Raw genomic sequence first — 17,923 nt, forward strand, 5'->3', positions numbered from 1 at the left:
GCCGGCGATGAAGAAACGGACTCTCCTGCTCGCCGCCGCAGCCGTGATCCTCGCCGGGGCTGCCGTCGCCGGCAGCGTGTTCTTCGGCGCGCTCGAGACCAGCGTGGTCTCCAAGGCCGTCGAGCGCCCTCTCGGCGCCGACGAGATGAAGCGGCTCGCCGAGCGCGGCGCCTATGTCGCGGTCGCCGCCGACTGCTATGCCTGCCATACCGCCAAGGACGGCGCCGCCTGGGCGGGCGGGCTGCCCTTCGAGACGCCTTTCGGCACGCTCTACGCCACCAACATCTCGCCGGACAAGGAATTCGGCATCGGCGCCTGGACCCGGGCGGAGTTCCATCGCTCGGTCAGGGACGGCGTCGGCAAGGGCGGGCGGCACCTCTACCCGGCCATGCCCTATGCCTCCTATCGCGAGATGAGCGAGGAGGACGTCGACGCCGTCTACGCCTATCTGATGACCCGCGAGCCGATGCGGGTGCCGAGCCGGGAGAATGAGCTCTCCTTCCCGTTCAACATCCGCCAGTCCCTCACCTTCTGGAACCTCTTCAACCTGCGGCGAGAGGGCTTCGCCGCGAACGCCGCGCGATCCGAAGCCTGGAACCGCGGCCGCTACGTCGTCGATGCGCTGGGTCATTGCGGTGAATGCCACACGCCGCGCAACCTGCTCCAGGGGATGGAATCCGGCGCCTATCTGAAGGGCGCCGTGATCGAAGGGGTCGAGGCGCCTGACATCACGAAGGAAGGCCTCGCGCGGATGGGGTTCGACCCGTTGACGCTCGCCCGTTTCATGAAGTCGGGCCTGTCGGCACAGGGCTCGATGACGCACCAGATGTTCGAGGTCGTCCATTTCTCCACGCAGTACATGAGCGAGGGCGATCTCCAGGCGATGGCCGCCTATCTCTTCGACCTCGACGCTTTGCCCGCAACGCCGGTTCCGCCGCCGGCTCCCGCGCCCGTGGAGGTTCCGGCACCCGTCGCTGCGGCGGGGCGCGGCACCTATCTCAACCTTTGCGCTGGTTGCCACGGCGCCGACGGCCAGGGCATCCCGCATGTCGCAGTCCCGCTGTCGACCAACGCCTCGCTGCGGCTCGCGAGCCCGCGGAACTTCGTCAGCGCCGTGCTCCATGGCATTCCCGCCCAGCGCTTTCCTGGGCTGGAGCGCATGGAGGCGATGCCGGCCTTCACCGAGCTGCTCGATGACAAGGCGCTCGCCGACCTGACGAACTGGATGCGGGCTCGCTGGGGCGGGCGGCAGCCGATCGTGACGGATGAGGAGATTGCGAAGTTGCGGTGAGGCCAGCTCGCCTCACGGCCCGGTAATCTCCTTCCCAGCCGTCGGCGCATCGTCATCGAGGTCGACGGCAAGCATCACTTCTCGGAAAACGACCTTCCGTCATTGAGGACTTTTCCGGGATTGAAGATGTTGCTGGGATCTAGCGCGCGCTTCAACGTCCGCATCAATGTGAGCTGGCTCGGTTGCTTGTAATGCGCCAGTTCGGAAACCCGGTAGCTGCCAATTCCGTGTTCGGCGGAAATGCTGCCCTGATGTCCGGCCACGACGTCATGGACGACACGGTTGATGGCCGCCTTGGCTTCGACTGCAGCGCCAAGCACGTTGAAATGGACGTTCCCGTCCCCGACATGGCCGAACACGACGAGCTGTAGCCCGTCGAAGGCATTGTGCAGGGCGCTCGTGGCATCGCGAATGAAATCGGGGATGCGGTTGATCGGCACGGATACGTCATGCTTCACGCTGCGTCCGGATTTCAGCTCGGCCTCGGTTACATGCTCTCGCAGGGCCCACAGGGCCGCGGCCTGCGCCTCCGTCTCGGCAATCACGCCGTCGCTGGCGTCCCCAGCCTCCAGCGCCATCGTCAAAGCCGCTTCCATCGCGTCGCGCAAACCTGACAGGCTCGCCGCTGCCTCAATCAACACCGCCCAGGATTGCATCTCCATCGGCGGCTTCAACCCGAAATGCTGTTTCACCAGAGCCAGCGCGGACGGCGAGATCAGTTCGAAAGCAGCGATCGCGTCGCCGAGCTGGGCGGTGGCATGTCTGAGCAAGGCCAGCGCAGATTCTGGATCGGGCACGGCGAGAAACGCGGTGATCTTATGTTTCGGCCGAGGTGCCAGGCGCAGGCTCGCCGCGGTGACGATCCCGAGTGTGCCCTCGGCTCCGATCAGGAGCTGCTTCCAGTCGTATCCGGCATTATCCTTGTGCAAATGGCGCAGGCCCTCGACGATCGAGCCATCGGCAAGGACCGCTTCCAGCCCAAGCACGCGCTGGCGCGTCATCCCATAGCGCAGCACATTGATGCCGCCGGCATTCGTCGAGATGATGCCGCCGATCTGGCTGGAGCCCTGCGCCGCGAAGCTGATGGGGAAGAGCAGCTCATGCTCCCGCGCCGCCTCCTGCACGGTTTCGAGCACGACCCCGGCCTCGGCCGTCATGGTCATGCCGACAGGGTCGATGGCGCGGATCGCCTTCATCCGCGACAGGCTGAGCACGATCTGGGCGCGTCCGGCAATCGGAACCGCGCCGCCAGCGAGGCTGGTATTGCCGCCTTGCGGCACGATCGCGATGTTCCGTTCGGCGCAGACCCGCACCACGGCAGAGACTTGATCGACGGTCTTTGGCCGGGCCACGGCGAGGGCAGGCGCACCGAACTCGCCACGCCAGTCCACGCAGTAAGGCGACATGGCTTCACCGGTCAGGACGAGACCGGCGTCACCCAGGACAGAGTGCAGCGCCGCCAGGAGCGCGTCGTATGTGCTGGTGGAATCTGTCATGAGCCTTGCTGCCCGAAGCCATAGAGGCGGTGCGCGTTTTCGGTGAGGACGCGGTCACGGCCGGCCGGATCGGGCACCCAGTCGGCGAGGAGGTCGAGCAGGTCGCCGACATTCATCATATGCTGCCAGTGCGCGACGTGCGGCCAGTCGGAACCCCAGACGCAGCGTTCGGGTGCAGCCTCGTGAAGCATGCGGGCGAAAGGGATCGTGTCGGCGTAGGGCGGCCCCTCAACCGTGTTGCGGTAAGCACCCGAAAGCTTGACCCAGGCCCCGTCGCGCACGAGCGAGAGAAGCGTCCGGAAGCCGTGATCGGCGATACCGCGCGAGACCGGAAAATGTCCCCAGTGATCGACGACGAAGGGGACGGGCAGCCGGGCGAGCTTCGGCCCCAGCGGTGGCAGGTCCCTGGCATCGATCAGGAACTGCAGATGCCAGCCCAACTCCCTGGCCAGCGCGGCATAGTCGTCCAGCCGGTCGAAGCCGATGCCGCCGCCATAGAGGATGTTGAGGCGCAGGCCGACAACGCCAGCCTCCTTAAGCGCCGCCAGCTCCCGGTCGGGCAGGCCGAGCGGAATGACGGCGATGCCACGGAGTCGCTCGCGGTTCGCCCTCAGGGTCTCGACCATCAGGCTGTTGTCCATGCCATGCACGCTGACCTGGACGAGGACGCCATAGGTCATGCCGGTCGCGTCCAGCATAGCGAGGTAGCTTTCCGGTGTGGCTGGTCCCGGCGTGTAGCTGCGGTCGGACACGAAAGGGTGAGCCGGAGGCTGCCCGATGACATGGGCGTGGGTATCGACTGCGCCTTGCGGCACCACAAAGCGCGTCGGCCGGTGCGGATGGGGATCGGGCCCCGGGCAAGCTGGCGCCGGCTCGATTGCAGAATTCATCTCAACCATCGGCGTGCAGCACCTTGCCGCGCGTTTCCGGCAGCCCATAGGCCGCCAAGAAAAACAGCACATAGGCGAACAGAGCAAAGAGGCAGATCGCGTTGGCGAGAGTCGTGATCTGCGACAGATAGCCGACGAGGAAGGGGAAGAGCGCGCCGACACCGCGCCCGAAGTTGTAGCAGAAGCCCTGGCCGGAGCCGCGCAGCCTGGTCGGATAGAGTTCCGTCAGGAAGGCGCCCATGCCGGAGAAATAGCCGGAGGCGAAGAAGCCGAGCGGGAAGCCGAGAACCCAGAGCAGCTCGTTCGAGAGTGGGAGCTGCGTATAGGCGAGGACGACCACCATAGCCCCCAGCGAAAAGGTCAGGAACAGGCTGCGGCGGCCGTATTTGTCCGCGAACCACGCGCCGACGAGGTAGCCTATGAAGGAGCCGATGATGAGCGCCGAGAGATAGCCGGTCGAGCTCACGATGGAGAGTTTCCGTTCGGTCGTCAGGAAACGCGGCACCCAGAAGGTGATGGCGTAGTAGCCGCCCTGGCAACCGGTGGTGACGAGCGAGGCGAGGATGGTCGTCTTCAGGATCGGGCCCTGGAAAATCTCGAGGATCGACGGGCGATCGCCGGAGATGGCCAGCTTGGCGCGAGCCTCGACCGAGACCTCCGGCTCCTTCACATAGGCGCGCAGATAGAGGACCAGCAGCGCCGGCAGCGCTCCCATCGCGAACATCCAGCGCCAGGCCTGCTCGGCCGGCAGCAGGGAGAACAGCGCGGCCTGCGCCAGCACGGCGAGCCCCCAGCCGACGGCCCAACCTGACTGGACCGAGCCGACGGCCCGGCCCCGGTATTGCGCGCGAATCGTCTCGCCCATCAGCACCGCACCCGCGGCCCATTCGCCACCAAAGCCGAGGCCCAGCAAGGCGCGGTAGATGAGGAGCTGCTCGAAATTCTGCGCGAACGCACAGAGCAGCGAAAAGAACGAGAACCAGATGATCGTCAGCTGCAGGGTACGGACCCGGCCGATGCGGTCGGCGAGATAGCCGGCCCCCCAGCCGCCGAGCGCTGAGGCAAGCAAGGTTACCGTCCCGGCAAGACCCGCGGTGCCGGCATCGACCTGCCAGAGCATAATGATCGTGCCGATCACCAGCGGATAGATCATGAAGTCCATGCCGTCGAGCGCCCAGCCCGTCGCGCAGGCCCAGAAGGTGCGCTTCTCGGGAACGGTCATGTCCCTGTAGAAGCCGGTCAGGCTGGTATCCTCGACCGGCGTGATCGTGCTTGAAGATGTCGGCATTCGTAACCTCCCTTGCATTCGCCTTCCATGGGCGATCAGCTCGAAGGAGAGGTCTTCCAAAACGTTGGGAGACGTCTGCCGGAAAATTCTCCAGCGGCACACCAACGTCCGCCGTTTTGTCGAAAAATTATCCGTGCCCGCGCTGCAGGCGGCGATAGCGCGCTGGACTCTCGCCCGTTATGGCTCGAAAAGCGACGCCGAAATGCGACTGCGAGGAGAAGCCAACCGCGAGGGCGATCTCGACGATCGGCAGATTGGAGGTCGCGAGCAGTCGCCGGGCGGCGAGCACGCGTTGTTCCACCACGAAACGGTGCGGTGTCAGGCCGGTGGAGCGCTTGAAACTTCGGATGAAGCTGGAAGGGGTCATGCCAGCCACTTGCGCCATCTCAGCCAAGGTGACCGGAGCGCTGGCGTTGGCTTGTACGAACTCTGCAACGCGGGCGCACATTGTCTCGTCCAGGCTCGGGAGACGATCGGATTTCGGCGAGCCAGGAGCTGCGTAGCGGTCCGACAGGTGCAGCGCGAGCGTGTAGGCGATCTGCTCTGCCAAGAGCGCATTGGGCCGCTGGCCGCTGTCGCTCGCTTCGACGAGCCGCTGGGCCGACATTTTCAGCAGCGGATCTTCGATATCCCAAGCCATGTCCATCAGAGCGATCGGGGCGGCTGATCCGCGCGCGGCACCGACCTCCTTGAGCAGCGCTTTGCCAAGGTAGAGCAGAAGCAGTTTTCCAGATCCGACCTCGGGCACCGCATCCACGACGACACTGCGCCCCGGCTGCCCGATGCGAAAACGCCCCGCATGAACGGGCCCGTCGCGCCGGATCCGGCCATCTTCGATCAACACGTGGCGGCGGACGTCGTAGAGTGTGATCGCGACCGTTGGGACAGGCAGTTCGCCAAACTCGTAGAGATGTGGCCCGGTCACCTCGCTCACGGCCGCAGCAAAGCCCGTCGTCGACCAAAGATCGATGAGAGCTGACTGCCTTCGACCTGTGACAAGCTCAGCGTGAAGAAGCGGGTTCAGCTGCATCGAATTGGATCAAGCTGCAAAGACCGCCTCCAATAGCATCGATCGTTTGGACTGGCCACCAACGACCCCGCAGCCATCTTAGGTTCGATTCCGCGACTGAACGGTCGACGTTGATCTCACCGGACAGTTTGCGAACGGGCCGCGATGCAAACTCCGGCTTGCGTGCCGCGCCAGTCGCCCAATCCCGTTCGAGCAACCGAACCCGCCGATCCCCATGCAGCGGCCGCTGACGAGCGAATATGCGGCTTGGACCGCGCACAGCCGCGAAGAGAATAGCTTCACATATCTGGAAACACTCGCGGGAAGCAGGAGCGGAGCAGACGAATGCTTCGGGCGGCCGACACTCCGAACGGCGCCGCGGTCTGTGCGATCGTCCTGTCGCACAGGCGGGACACCGAAGGTCGATGGCGAATGTGGCTCCTGATCCTGCCAGAAGAGGCTTGTTCCCGCTGCGCCAGTGGCCAAGCGAGCTCGATTGCCAAGCGCCCGTCGCGGGCATATGCCGATTGAATTCATCCGCTGGATCGGACTTTTGGTCTCGTTTGCATGACACGCGATATCGCAGCGCGACGGCATCGCGCCATCCTGGACGACCTCGATCGGCTGGAATCCGTCACTGTCGAGGAGCTTGCCCGATCGCTTGAGGTTTCGCGCGAAACCATCCGGCGCGACCTCAAGGTCTTGTCCGCAGATGGACGGCTGTCGATCGTTCATGGCGGAGCCATTCGCAACGAGCGCTCGGAAGCATCGTTCGCGAGCCGCCGGTCCGTGAATCGCGAGGGCAAGGAACGGATCGCCAGCCTGGCGGCCTCGATGCTCGGCGACGGCATGACGATCCTGCTCGATTCCGGCACGACGACCGAAGCCGTAGCCCGCGCGCTGGCCAGATCGGACCGCAAGAGGCTGGTGGTCCACACGACGTCCCTGGAAAACGCCCGGTTGGTCAGCCGCTTGCCGGATGCCCGGGTCTTTCTGATCGGCGGCGAGTTCGACCGCAATGAGGACGCGACCTCAGGTTCCGAGGCCCTGCGGGCGATTGCGCGCCTCTCGGCCGACCTTTCCTTTGTCAGCGTCGGAGGGGTCGACGTGGAAGGTCGGCTCACCGACTACAACCGCGCCGGAGCGGCGATCCGGGGTGCGCTTCTGCACGCAGCGGAGCAGGGCTTTCTCATGGCCGACAGCAGCAAGTTCGGGCTGGTTTTGCCCAGTCGGATCGAGGGCGAGGAGCGTTGCGCTGCATTGCTGGTCGACCGGCTTCCGCCAGAGACGATCGGTGCAAAACTCGCCGAAAACAGGGTTCGCGTACTCGCCGGTTAATTTGACCGATTTTGTGGTTTTTGTTGTTTTTTGTGTTTTGACACTATAGGCTGCCTTCATCGCGGAGGCGCTCATGTCCATTCCTTCCCAATCTCGCGTCGTCATTGTCGGCGGCGGTATCATCGGCTGCTCGGTCGCCTACCACCTGACGAAGCTCGGCTGGCGCGACGTGCTGCTGCTTGAGCAGGGGCGCCTCTCCTCGGGCACGACCTGGCATGCGGCGGGCCTCGTCGGGCAGCTCCGCAGCCAGTCCAGCATGACGCGCCTGATCCGCTATTCGACGGAGCTCTACGCCTCGCTGGAGAACGAAACCGGGCTGGCAACCGGGTGGAAACGCTGCGGTTCGGTTTCCGTCGCCCGGACGCCGGAGCGCATGACGCAGTTGCGCCGGACGATCTCGGCGGCGCGGGCACAGGGCGTCGAGATCGAGGAGCTCAGCCCGCAGGAGGCCGGTGACAAATGGCCGGTGATGCGCACCGACGATCTGCTTGGCGGGGTTTGGCTTCCCGGCGACGGCAAGGCGAACCCCTCCGACATCACGCAGGCGCTGGCACGCGGCGCCCGCAGCGGCGGCGCGACCGTGCGCGAGGGCATCCGCGTTACTGGCATCGAGACCGAGAAGGGCCGGGTCAAGGCGGTGCAGACCAACCAGGGCCGGGTCGAGTGCGAGGTTCTCGTCATCTGCGCCGGGCAATGGTCGCGTGCCATCGGCCAGATGTGCGGCGTCTCGGTGCCGCTGCATTCGGCCGAGCACATGTACATCGTCACCGGCAAGATCGCGGGCGTCTCGCCGGACCTGCCGGTGATGCGCGATCCCGACGGCTATATCTACTTCAAGGAGGAGGTCGGCGGGCTCGTGATGGGCGGGTTCGAGCCGGACGCGAAGCCCTGGGGCATGGACGGCATCCCCCACCCGTTCGAATTCCAGCTCCTGCCCGACGATTGGGACCAGTTCGGCATCCTGATGGAGAACGCGCTGGAGCGCGTGCCGGCGCTGGAGACAGCCGAGATCAAGACCTTCCTCAACGGTCCCGAGAGCTTCACGCCCGACAACAACTTTCTGCTCGGCGAGGCGCCGGAAGTGGCCGGCGTCTATGTCGGGGCCGGCTTCAACTCGATGGGCATCGCTTCCGCCGGAGGCGCCGGCCGGGCGCTCGCGGAATGGATCGTCGAGGGCGAGGCGACCAGCGATCTCTGGCCGGTCGACATTCGCCGCTTCGCGGATTTCAACAACAACCCGGCCTGGCTGAAGGACCGTATCAAGGAGACGCTCGGCCTTCACTACACCATGCCCTGGCCGAACCGCGAGCTCGATACCGCAAGGCCCTTCCGCCGCTCGCCGCTTTACGATCGCCTGGCGGCCAAGGGCGCCGTCTTCGGCTCGAAGATGGGCTGGGAGCGCGCCAACTACTTTGCCCGCAGCGAGGATGAGCGCACGATCGGCTATTCCTTCGGGCCGCAGAACTGGTTCGAGACGGTCGCGGCCGAGCACCGGGCCTGCCGCGAGGCCGCCGGGCTCGTCGACATGTCGAGCTTCGCCAAGTTCCTGCTGCAGGGGCCAAAGGCCGAGGCTGCGCTGCAGCGTCTGGCCGCCAACGACGTTGCCGTGCCCGTGGGCACCTCGGTCTACACCGCTCTCCTGAACGCGCGCGGCACTTTCGAGAGCGACCTGACGGCGGCCCGGATTGCGCCGGACACCTATCTTCTGCTGACCGGTACCGCCCAGGCGACGCGCGACGCGCATTGGATCAGGCGCCAGCTCCCGGAGGGCGCGACGCTGACGGACGTAACCTCGGCCTATGCCGTGCTCTCGCTTGCCGGGCCGAAGGTCACCGAGATCCTGGCCCGCCTCTCGCCGACCTCCTTCGACCTTGCCGATTTCCCGGCCAATGCCATCCGCAAGATCACGATCGGTTATGCCACGAACTGGGCGTGCCGCCGTTCCTATCTCGGTGAGGGCTTCGAGCTGTACGTTCCCGTCGAGTTCACGCCAGCGATCTATGACGCGCTCCACAAGGCCGGGGCCGATCTCGGCCTCATGGATGTCGGCTACTACGCCGTCGATTCACTGCGCATCGAGAAAGGTTTTCGCGCCTGGGGACGCGAGCTGACGCCCGATATCAATCCCTACGAGGCCGGTCTCGGCTTCGCCGTGAATCTGAACAAGGGCGAATTCATGGGGCGCGAAGCCCTTGTCGCCGCCAAGGCCGCGCCACGCACCAAAAGGCTCGTCGCGCTCATCGGCCCACGTCCGACCGGCCAGATGGCTTGGGGCGGCGAGGCGATCCTGGCCGACGGCAAGCCCGTCGGCGAGATCACCTCGGCGGCCTTCGGTGCGACTGTCGATGGAATCGTCGCGCTCGGCTGGGCCGAAAGCCACGAAGCGATCGATCAAGCCTGGCTCGATGCCCGCAAATGGACGATCGATCTGGCAGGGACGGCCGTCGCCGTCACGGCCAGCCTCGCGGCGCCTCTCGATCGCAAGCCGGCGTGAGGCGCGCGGCCATGACCGACCTTGCGCCGCTCTCGCTCAGCATTCCCCGCGACATCGCCGTGCAGAAGCCCGCCCGCATCCTGACCCTTTCCTGCGAGGACCGGCCCGGCATCGTGCATGCGGTCAGTGGAGTCCTTTACCGGCACGGTTGCAACATCCTGGAGAGCGCGCAGTTCAGTGATCCGCGCGACGCCCGCTTCTTCATGCGTGTCGCCTTTGCGGCGGGTGATCGCTTCGACGAAGGCACATTCAAGCGCGAGTTCGACGGCATCGCCGGCACCTTCCGGATGGATTGGGACGCGATCGATGCCGCCGCCCCGGCGCGAATCCTGCTGATGGTCTCGCGTTTCGGCCATTGCCTGAACGACCTGCTATTCCGGCAGGCGACCGGCAATCTCAACATCGAAATCCCGGCGATCGTCTCCAATCACCGCGATTTCGAAGCGCTGGCCAAGAGCTACGGCATCCCCTTCCACTACCTGCCGGTCACGCCCGCGACCAAGGCGGAGCAGGAGGCGCGCCTGCTCGAGATCGTCGCGGAGACGAACTCCTCGCTAGTCGTGCTCGCCCGCTACATGCAGGTGCTCTCGAACGACCTCTGCCGCGCGCTCGACGGGCGGGCGATCAACATCCACCACTCGTTCCTGCCGAGCTTCAAGGGCGCGAAGCCCTACCATCAGGCCTATGATCGCGGCGTGAAGCTGATCGGAGCCACCGCGCATTATGTGACCTCCGATCTCGACGAAGGCCCGATCATCGACCAGGACGTTGGCCGCGCCGACCACTCGCTGACGCCGGACGATCTGGTCAGTGCCGGGCGCGATATCGAGGCGGTCGTGCTGGCGCGGGCGCTCAGGCTCCATATCGAGCGCCGGGTGATGCTGGCCGGCCGCCGCACGGTGATCTTCCGCTAAGACCGACGCCTTCTCCTCGGAACCACACCGTCATCCCGGACAAGCTGCGCAGCAGCGCCGATCCGGGATCCATCGCAAGGCTCTGCGCTCTTCGATGGATCCCGGGGCAAGCCCGGGATGACGGCGCGGCTTTGAGATTGCTCGGCCTGCTCTGGAACCGCTCACGCGAAGGCGACGTTCCGCGTCTGCGCCCGCAGGCGCGGGTCACGCGAGCGGATCTGGACTGGCCTGCCGTCGAGGACCTCGAAGCAGCGCGCCAGCGTGTCGTCCGATAGCCGCCGCATCGCCTCGACCGTGAAGAAGGTCAGGTGCGGGAACAGGATGACGTCGTCGCGGCCGAAGAGCGGGCGGAGCGGATGGCCGGAACGGGCGAGCGGCTCCTGGCTGTAGACGTCGAGCCCGACGCCGCCGAGCTTGCCCGCCAGCACCGCCTCGACCAGCGCCGCCTCGTCGATCAGCGCGCCGCGCGAGACGTTGACGAGGATCGCATCGGGCTTGAGGCAAGCAAGCTCGTCTCGGCCGATAATGTGGCGGGTGGCGTCGTTCAGGACGCTATGCAGCGAGACCAGATCGCATTGCCTGAGCATCGCGTGGAGGTCGTCGACCTTCTCGATTCCGGCGGCAGCCATGGTCTGCGCATCGACATGCGGATCGTAGCCGAGGACGCGCGCACGGAAGCCCTGCCCCGCCATCCGCGCCATGCTGCGCCCGATCTTGCCGGTGCCGACCAAGCCCAGCGTCGCGCCGGCGATGTCACGGCCGAGCCATCGCTCGGCCGGCCAGACCCAACCCTCGCTTTGGACGGCGCGGCCGATCTCCGGCAGGCGCTTCGCCAGCGCGATCATCAGGGAGAAGGCGCCCTCGGCGACCGTCTCCTCGGCATATTCGGGCACGTTGACCACGGGGATGCCGCGCGCGATCGCGGCGGGGATGTCGATCGCGTCGATGCCGACGCCGTATTTGACGATGCCCTTGAGCTTGGGCGCCGCCGCGATCACCCGCGCGGTGACCGGCGTGTAGCACATCAATAGCAGGTCGGCGTCCGCGACCTCCCACATCAGCGCCTCCTCGGAGATCCCGTCCGGCAAGGTGACGAGATCGACGCCGCGGGCACGAAGCCCTGCGTCGATCTCCGGGCATTCCAGTTCCCGGTCGGTGCGGACAACCTTCATCACCGCCTCCTCAGCCGGCCAGGATCGCCTGCTCGACGATGCCGAGCGCGCGTTCGAGATCGGCCCGCGCGATCACCATCGGCGGCGACAGGGTCAGCACATTCCCCTGGCTGATCTTGAAGCTCAGGCCCGCTTCGAGGCAGCGGTAATAGACCCGCTCGGCCAGCGCATTGTCCGGCGTCCAGGCGTCGCGGTCCGAGACGAGCTCGATCCCGAAGAGCAGGCCGCGGCCGCGCACGTCGCCCACAGCCGCGCAGCTCGCGCCGAAGTGCTGTAGCCGCTGCATCGCATAGCCGCCGAGCTCGGCGGCGCGCTCGGTCAGCCCCTCCTCGCGGATGATGTTGATCGTGGTCAGCGCCGCGCGGGTCGTGACCGGGTTCTTCTCATGGGTGTAGTGGCCGATCGCATAGCCGCCGGCGACGTCGAGATCGCGCCGCGCCACCACCGCTGCGATCGGCAGCATGCCGCCGCCCAGCGCCTTGCCGAGCACGATCATGTCGGGCTGCACATCGTCATGCTCATGGGCGAAGAAGCGCCCGGTCTTGCCGAGACCGGTCGGGATCTCGTCGAAGATCAGCAATGTGCCGTGCCGGTCGCAGGCCTCGCGCACGCTCTTCCAGAAGCCCGGCGCCGGCGGATAAGGCGTCGCCCGCATCGGCTCGGCGACGACCGCCGCGACATCGCCTTCCCGCGCCAGCACATAGGAAATCATGCGGGCGCAGGCGCGCGCGGAATCTTCCAGATTGTCGTGGCCATAGGCGCAGTTGCGGGTGCCCCAGGGCGCGACATGCTCGGCGCCCGGCAAGAGCGGGCCGGCGATACCGGAGCGGAAGGTCGCCTCGCCACCGACGCTGGAGGCGCCGAAGCCGGCGCCATGGAAGGCGTCCCAGAAGGACAGGGTCTTGAACCGGCCGGTCGCGGCGCGAGCGAGCCTGAGCGCGACCTCGATGGCGTCGGAGCCGCCGGTGGTGAAGAGCACCTTGCCGAGATCGCCCGGCGCCAGCCGCCCGAGAGTCTCGGCAAGCTCGACCGCCGGCTCGCAGGTAAAGCGCCGCGGCGCAAAGCAGAGCTCGTCGATCTGTGCCTTGATCGCCTCCTTCAGGCGCGGATGGCCATAGCCGATATGGTGCACGCTATTGCCATGGAAATCCATGTAGCGGCGGCCCATCGTGTCCTCGATCCAGATGCCTTCCGCCTTGGCGATGGCTGTGAGGCAGGGGCTCGACAGGCTCTGGTGCAGGAAGGCTGCGGAATCGCGCGCGAGCAATTCGCGGGTACCGGCATCGCCGATCCCGGCGGACCAGTCGCCGCGCGCCGCGGAGGTGTTGGATTCGCCCTCGGTATGGACGATGACGGCGGCTTCGGCGCGCATGGTAAAGGCCTCGGTTCGCGCCGGCGGGGGCGCTGTCGAGGCTCAGAATGCCTTCGTTCCATCAATCTGAAAAATCGCTATTTCATATCCAAGTATAAATTTCAGCGATATCATTCCGCGTCGGCTTTTCGAGGCTCCGCCCGCCATGCGCTACGTTCAGCTCCGTGCCTTCCATCAGGTCGCGTTGTCCGGCGGCTTCTCGAAAGCGGCGCTCGCGCTCAACCTCACCCAGCCCGCGATTTCGGATCAGGTCCGCAAGCTGGAAGAGGAATACGACGTCGCCCTGTTCAGCCGCCGTCATCGCCAGATCGTGCTGACAGCGGCAGGGCAAAGATTGCTGGCTGTCACGCATCGCCTGTTCGGTGCCGAGGGCGAGGCGCTGGAGCTGTTGCAGGAGGAGCGTTCGCTGCGGACCGGCGCGCTCAGGATCGTCGCGGATTCCGTGCATCATGTGCTCGATGTGCTCACCGCCTTCCGCGAGCGCCATCCCGGCATCCAGGTCTCGATCGCGCAAGGCAACACCGGCAGCATCGTCGAAACGCTGATCGGCTACGATGCCGAGATCGGCGTTCTGGGTGAGCTCGGCGACGAACGGCCCTTCGCGGTGCTGCCGCTGAACGTCTCACCGATCATCGCCTTTGCCGCGAAGGGGCATCCGGCGGCGGCCCGTGCAACGCTCTCCTTGCAAGAGCTGGCAAGCTGGCCGCTCGTCATGCGCGAGCGCGGATCGCGCACGCGGCAATTGCTGGAACGGCGTGCGGCGGAGCAGGGCGTTACGCTCGTTCATGCGGTCGAGGCCGAGGGCCGCGAGGCGGTGCGCGCCATCGTGGCGGCGGGCGGCGGGATCGGCTTCGTCTCGGCGGCCGAGTTCGGCGAGGACGATCCGCGGCTCGTCCGCATTCCGCTCGACGGGCCGCCGCTCAAGATGCACGAGAAGCTGATCTGCCTGCACGAGCGCCGCAACAGCAAGGCGATCCAGGCCTTCTTCGCGCTGGCACGATCCCTGCGCGGTTGAGCGCGCCGTGCTACGGAAGCGCTGTCCCGGTTCGCAAGGCGTGCGCCCAGTCGGCGCGTCCATTCGCCTCTGCCCGTTTGGCCGATCGCTCCCAATCGTAGATCGCGAGGTGATGTTCGATCGCGATCTCCTCGCCGAGCGTCACGACGGCAAAGCGGGCATGAGGCATGCCGCTTTCGGAAACATGGGTCGGGTTCGTGTCGCGATAGGCCGGATTCCCGACGCTGCCGGGATTGAGCACGATCGCGCCGGAACTCAGCCGCGCAGCGCGGGGCAGATGGCTGTGCCCGCAGAGCATCAGCGGCGCCGTCCGTCCCTTGAGGCGCTGTTCGATCGCCGCGATCGACGAGGGCACGAGACGGCCATCATACACCTCTTCCATCAGGTAGGTTTCGTCATGGTCGGGGGTTGCATGGAAGCAGAGCGCCCCTTCGACCATGGCCTCGACCGGCATACCCGCCAGCCAGCCACGCGCCTGCGGATCGAGCACGCGCCAGGCATAGCCATCGGATGCCCCCAGTCCCTCGGGCGAGGCCGCGCCGAGAGCCCGGTCGTGATTGCCCCGGACGTGGCTCATGTCGCGCGAACGCAGCAGCGCGACGGACTCGGCCGGCCAGAGCGGCCCGGAAGCGCAATCGCCGAGATTGATGAGGCGATCGACGGACATCTCATCGAGCCTCGCGAGCACGGCTTCGAGCGCGAGCAGGTTTCCATGGACATCGGCGATCACGCCCAGGCGCATGCTCGGCATCCTAGCGCTGGCGCCATTGCTGCAGGCGGCCGAAGACCAGTTGGTCGAGGCCGACATGAGCGAGCTTCACCGCGATGGCGGTGACCATGATGATGCTCGCCATGCCCGCTGCGGAAGCCATGGCGCCGGCCTCGTCCATATGCACGATCGCGATCGAGGCGAGCTTGGTGTCTGCTCCATAGAGGAAGATCACGGCGGAGACCGTGGTCAGCGCGTTGACGAAGACATAGACGGCGATGTCGAGGATCGCCGGCAGGCAGATCGGCGCGGTGACGCGCCGGAAGGTCGACCAGAACGGCACCTTGAGCGAAGCCGAGACCGACTCGAACTCGCCGTCGAGCTGCTTCAGGCTGGTCAGCGCCGTGATGTGTCCGACCGTGTAGAAATGCGCGACGGTGTTGATCACCAGGATCGTCAGCGTCCCATAGAGGAAGCCGAGCGGGTTCCAGCCGGCATTGTAGAAGAAGACATAGCCGAGGCCGAGCACGAGGCCGGGCACCGCCATCGGCAGCATCGCCAGGAACTGGGCGAAGGCGCGCAGGCGCGGGAAGAGCTTCACCTTCTCGATCAGATAGGCGCCGGTGAAGATCAGTGCCGTGCCGATCACCGCCGTCAGCGAGGCCAGCATCAACGAGTTGGCATAGGTGCCCCAGCCGTCGGGCTCGACCTGGGCGAAGTCGTAATTGCTCAGCGTCAGCGACAGGTTATAGGGCCAGTATTTGACGAAGGAGCCCCAGAAGGCGACCGCATAGGGGCCGACGATGGCGAGCGCGATCAGGCCGACGAAGCCGAGCAGCGCGAGATCCCGGCGCCGGTCCGGGCGCGGGATGTAAGGCACGGCACGGGCGGACAGCATCGCGCTCTGGCGCCGCTGCACGACACGGTCGACGAAGAAGGCGAGCACGGCCGGCACCAGCAGGATGATGCCGACGACGGCGCCCATCGGGAAATTCTGCTGGCCGACGACCTGCCGGTAGGCATCGGTCGCCAGCACGCTGAACTGCCCGCCGATGACCTTGGGTATGCCGAAATCGGTAATGACCAGCGTGAAGACGACGAAGGTCGCGCTGATCACGCCATAGCGCGCGCCCGGCAGGGTGATCGTGTGGAAAATGCGCCAGCGCGAGGTGCCCATCGCATCCGCGGCCTCGCGCAGGCGCCCGTCCGAGAGCGCCAGCGCCGTGACGAGGATCAGCATCGCGTGCGGAAAGCAGTAGAGCACTTCGGCCGCGATGATGCCGATGGGGCCATAGAGCGAAGCGCCCATCATCAGGGATTTCAGGATGCCCTGATTGCCGAAAAGATAGATCAGCGCGAGGCCGGACAGCAGCGAAGGCGCGAAGACCGGAACCATCGCGGCGGCATAGAACGCGCCCTTGGCCGGGATGCAGCTCCGGCGCAAAGCATAGGCGTAGAGGAAGGCGAGCGGCACCACGATCACGGTGGTCACGCCGGCGACGAGCAGGCTGTTGAGCAGCGAATAGAACAGCGAGGGCGTCGTCGCGTAGCTGACGAAATTGGCGAGGCCGACGAACTTGCCTTGCGTGTCCTCCAGGCTCTTGGACAGCAGCGCCCAGAGCGGCAGCGCGATGATCAGGACCAGCACCGCGCAGAGCGCCAGGATGAGCGCGCCGGCGACATGGCGCTCGCTGATCCGCAGCGGCGCGACTTTCACGGGCGTATCGGTCATCGGCAGGGGCTGTGCCAGATCGCTCATCGTCCGTCCCCGGCAAAGACGTGCAGCGCCTCGGGCGGAAAGGCGACGGCGCGGACCTGCCCCGGGACAATGCCGAGATCGCGCATCGCATTGGTCGAGAAATCGGCGGCGATGCTGGTCGCGCGCGAGCTCGTCGGCTGGAGATGCGCGCGGCAATAGGAGCCGAGGAAGGCGAGGTCCCCGATCGTCGCCTCGAAGCGGTTGGGCGTGTCCTCGCCGATGCTGCGCGTGCGGACCTCCTCGGGCCGCATCGCCAGACGCACCGGCGTGCCCACCGCGAAGGGCGCTGCGTTGGCGACGATGAGATCGAGCTCGTCGACGCGGACCTTGCCCGGTCCGGTGACGATCGCGTCCATGAAGGTCATGTGCCCGACGAAATCGGCGACGAAGGGCGTCGCGGGGCGCCGGTAGATCTCCTCGGGCGAGCCGACCTGCTCGACCGCGCCATCCCGCATCACGACGATCCGGTCGGCCATCGCCAAGGCCTCCTCCTGGTCATGCGTCACCATGATCGTGGTCACGCCGAGCCGCTGCTGCAGCGAGCGCATCTCGTCGCGCAGGCGCACCCGCACCTTGGCATCCAGCGCCGAAAGCGGCTCGTCGAGCAGCAGCAGTTCCGGCGAGGTGGCGAGAGCCCGCGCCAATGCCACGCGCTGCTGCTGGCCGCCCGAGAGCTGGACCGGATACTTCTTGTCCTGTTCCGGCAGGCCGACGAGGGCGAGAAGCTCGCTCACGCGCTTGCTGATCTCGTCGCGGGAGCGGCGGCGGTTGACCAGCCCGTAGCCCACGTTGTCGGCGACGGTGAGATTGGGAAAGAGCGCATAGGACTGGAAGACGATGCCGAAATCGCGCTCGGAAGGGCTGGCATGCGAGACATCGCGCCCACCCATATGGATCGTGCCGCTGTCCTGGAGATCGAGGCCGGCGACCGCCCGCAGCAAGGTGGTCTTGCCGCAGCCGGACGGGCCGAGGAAGCAGACGAATTCGCCGCGATGAATATCGAGGTTGATGTCGCGCAACGCCTTGAACGCGCCGAAATTCTTGGCGACCTGGCGGATGGAGAGGAAGGGTGTCGTATTGCTGGACATCATGCCGGCCTTCATCTGAACGGACAGAGATCCGTCCCGCGAAGAGCGGCGGGACTTCTCTTGCGTCTTGCACGGATCATGCCGCCGG

Annotated in this window: 14 protein-coding genes; 5 read left to right on the plus strand and 9 right to left on the minus strand. The window is 66.2% G+C overall.

Translation table 11 applies throughout. The features are described from left to right. Window positions 1–7: 7 nt before the first annotated feature. Window positions 8–1,291, plus strand: coding sequence for a cytochrome c (locus IED13_RS14585; protein WP_191124593.1), 1,284 nt, complete (start codon window positions 8–10; stop codon window positions 1,289–1,291). A 74-nt stretch (window positions 1,292–1,365) separates the two neighbouring features. Here the strand turns inward: IED13_RS14585 and IED13_RS14590 are convergent, their stop codons facing one another. The 4 genes from IED13_RS14590 to IED13_RS14605 form a co-directional block, all read right to left on the minus strand. After that, window positions 1,366–2,787 carry an FAD-binding oxidoreductase gene (locus IED13_RS14590; RefSeq protein WP_191124594.1) on the minus strand — a complete coding sequence of 474 codons (1,422 nt, stop codon included), beginning with the start codon at window positions 2,785–2,787 and terminating at the stop codon, window positions 1,366–1,368. Further along, window positions 2,784–3,677, minus strand: a complete 894-nt coding sequence (locus tag IED13_RS14595; RefSeq protein ID WP_404801891.1) for an amidohydrolase family protein — start codon at window positions 3,675–3,677, stop codon at window positions 2,784–2,786. The genes IED13_RS14590 and IED13_RS14595 overlap by 4 nt, the downstream gene beginning before the upstream one ends. A 1-nt stretch (window position 3,678) precedes the next feature. Continuing rightward, on the minus strand, window positions 3,679–4,965 hold the full coding sequence (locus tag IED13_RS14600; protein ID WP_113252948.1) for an MFS transporter: 1,287 nt from the start codon (window positions 4,963–4,965) through the stop codon (window positions 3,679–3,681). A gap of 127 nt (window positions 4,966–5,092) precedes the next feature. After that, complete coding sequence (locus IED13_RS14605; protein ID WP_112763706.1) at window positions 5,093–5,995, minus strand: helix-turn-helix domain-containing protein; 903 nt, start codon at window positions 5,993–5,995, stop codon at window positions 5,093–5,095. Window positions 5,996–6,541: 546 nt separating this feature from the next. Between IED13_RS14605 and IED13_RS14610 the strand changes: the two genes are divergently transcribed. The 3 genes from IED13_RS14610 to purU all read left to right on the plus strand — a co-directional run bounded on the left by IED13_RS14610 (window position 6,542) and on the right by purU (window position 10,720). Further along, complete coding sequence (locus tag IED13_RS14610) at window positions 6,542–7,312, plus strand: DeoR/GlpR family DNA-binding transcription regulator (RefSeq protein ID WP_191124596.1); 771 nt, start codon at window positions 6,542–6,544, stop codon at window positions 7,310–7,312. Window positions 7,313–7,385: 73 nt separating this feature from the next. Continuing rightward, entirely contained in the window at window positions 7,386–9,806 is a 2,421-nt protein-coding gene (locus tag IED13_RS14615; RefSeq protein WP_191124597.1) for a GcvT family protein, read from the plus strand. A gap of 11 nt (window positions 9,807–9,817) precedes the next feature. Beyond that, a complete protein-coding gene (gene purU / locus IED13_RS14620; RefSeq protein WP_191124598.1) occupies window positions 9,818–10,720 on the plus strand; it encodes a formyltetrahydrofolate deformylase in 903 nt (300 codons plus the stop codon). A gap of 161 nt (window positions 10,721–10,881) precedes the next feature. On the opposite strand, the gene IED13_RS14625 is transcribed toward purU, so the two are convergent. Together IED13_RS14625 and pbfA are read right to left on the minus strand one after the other, a co-directional pair. Further along, window positions 10,882–11,892 (minus strand): 2-hydroxyacid dehydrogenase, encoded by a 1,011-nt coding sequence (locus IED13_RS14625; RefSeq protein ID WP_133560755.1) that lies wholly within the window; start codon window positions 11,890–11,892, stop codon window positions 10,882–10,884. Between the two features lie 10 nt (window positions 11,893–11,902). Beyond that, a complete protein-coding gene (pbfA, locus tag IED13_RS14630) occupies window positions 11,903–13,264 on the minus strand; it encodes a (R)-1-hydroxy-2-aminoethylphosphonate ammonia-lyase (protein WP_191124599.1) in 1,362 nt (453 codons plus the stop codon). Window positions 13,265–13,409: 145 nt separating this feature from the next. Here pbfA and IED13_RS14635 point away from each other — a divergent pair, with 145 nt between their 5' ends. Next, window positions 13,410–14,279: a LysR substrate-binding domain-containing protein gene (locus tag IED13_RS14635; protein ID WP_191124600.1), complete on the plus strand. Its 870-nt coding sequence runs from the start codon at window positions 13,410–13,412 to the stop codon at window positions 14,277–14,279. Window positions 14,280–14,289: 10 nt separating this feature from the next. Here the strand turns inward: IED13_RS14635 and IED13_RS14640 are convergent, their stop codons facing one another. The 3 genes from IED13_RS14640 to IED13_RS14650 are packed head-to-tail and all read right to left on the minus strand — an operon-like array spanning window position 14,290 to window position 17,838. After that, the gene (locus IED13_RS14640) at window positions 14,290–15,021 is read right to left on the minus strand and encodes a metallophosphoesterase family protein (protein WP_191124601.1); all 732 of its coding nucleotides are present in this window, start codon (window positions 15,019–15,021) and stop codon (window positions 14,290–14,292) included. A 10-nt stretch (window positions 15,022–15,031) separates the two neighbouring features. Next, window positions 15,032–16,747: a putative 2-aminoethylphosphonate ABC transporter permease subunit gene (locus tag IED13_RS14645; protein WP_191124602.1), complete on the minus strand. Its 1,716-nt coding sequence runs from the start codon at window positions 16,745–16,747 to the stop codon at window positions 15,032–15,034. Further along, entirely contained in the window at window positions 16,744–17,838 is a 1,095-nt protein-coding gene (locus IED13_RS14650) for a putative 2-aminoethylphosphonate ABC transporter ATP-binding protein (RefSeq protein WP_210323620.1), read from the minus strand. Before IED13_RS14650 ends, IED13_RS14645 begins: the two co-directional genes overlap by 4 nt. Window positions 17,839–17,923: the final 85 nt, after the last annotated feature.

Origin of the sequence: Allobosea spartocytisi (assembly GCF_014764685.1) — a bacterium.
Lineage (GTDB): Bacteria > Pseudomonadota > Alphaproteobacteria > Rhizobiales > Beijerinckiaceae > Allobosea > Allobosea spartocytisi.

Coding starts and splice junctions, on each gene's coding strand:
- IED13_RS14585 (WP_191124593.1), top strand. CDS start 8: ATGAAGAAACGGACTCTCCTGCTCGCCGCCGCAGCCGTGATCCTCGCC.
- IED13_RS14590 (WP_191124594.1), bottom strand. CDS start 2,787: ATGACAGATTCCACCAGCACATACGACGCGCTCCTGGCGGCGCTGCAC.
- IED13_RS14595 (WP_404801891.1), bottom strand. CDS start 3,677: ATGAATTCTGCAATCGAGCCGGCGCCAGCTTGCCCGGGGCCCGATCCC.
- IED13_RS14600 (WP_113252948.1), bottom strand. CDS start 4,965: ATGCCGACATCTTCAAGCACGATCACGCCGGTCGAGGATACCAGCCTG.
- IED13_RS14605 (WP_112763706.1), bottom strand. CDS start 5,995: ATGCAGCTGAACCCGCTTCTTCACGCTGAGCTTGTCACAGGTCGAAGG.
- IED13_RS14610 (WP_191124596.1), top strand. CDS start 6,542: ATGACACGCGATATCGCAGCGCGACGGCATCGCGCCATCCTGGACGAC.
- IED13_RS14615 (WP_191124597.1), top strand. CDS start 7,386: ATGTCCATTCCTTCCCAATCTCGCGTCGTCATTGTCGGCGGCGGTATC.
- purU (WP_191124598.1), top strand. CDS start 9,818: ATGACCGACCTTGCGCCGCTCTCGCTCAGCATTCCCCGCGACATCGCC.
- IED13_RS14625 (WP_133560755.1), bottom strand. CDS start 11,892: ATGAAGGTTGTCCGCACCGACCGGGAACTGGAATGCCCGGAGATCGAC.
- pbfA (WP_191124599.1), bottom strand. CDS start 13,264: ATGCGCGCCGAAGCCGCCGTCATCGTCCATACCGAGGGCGAATCCAAC.
- IED13_RS14635 (WP_191124600.1), top strand. CDS start 13,410: ATGCGCTACGTTCAGCTCCGTGCCTTCCATCAGGTCGCGTTGTCCGGC.
- IED13_RS14640 (WP_191124601.1), bottom strand. CDS start 15,021: ATGCGCCTGGGCGTGATCGCCGATGTCCATGGAAACCTGCTCGCGCTC.
- IED13_RS14645 (WP_191124602.1), bottom strand. CDS start 16,747: ATGAGCGATCTGGCACAGCCCCTGCCGATGACCGATACGCCCGTGAAA.
- IED13_RS14650 (WP_210323620.1), bottom strand. CDS start 17,838: ATGATGTCCAGCAATACGACACCCTTCCTCTCCATCCGCCAGGTCGCC.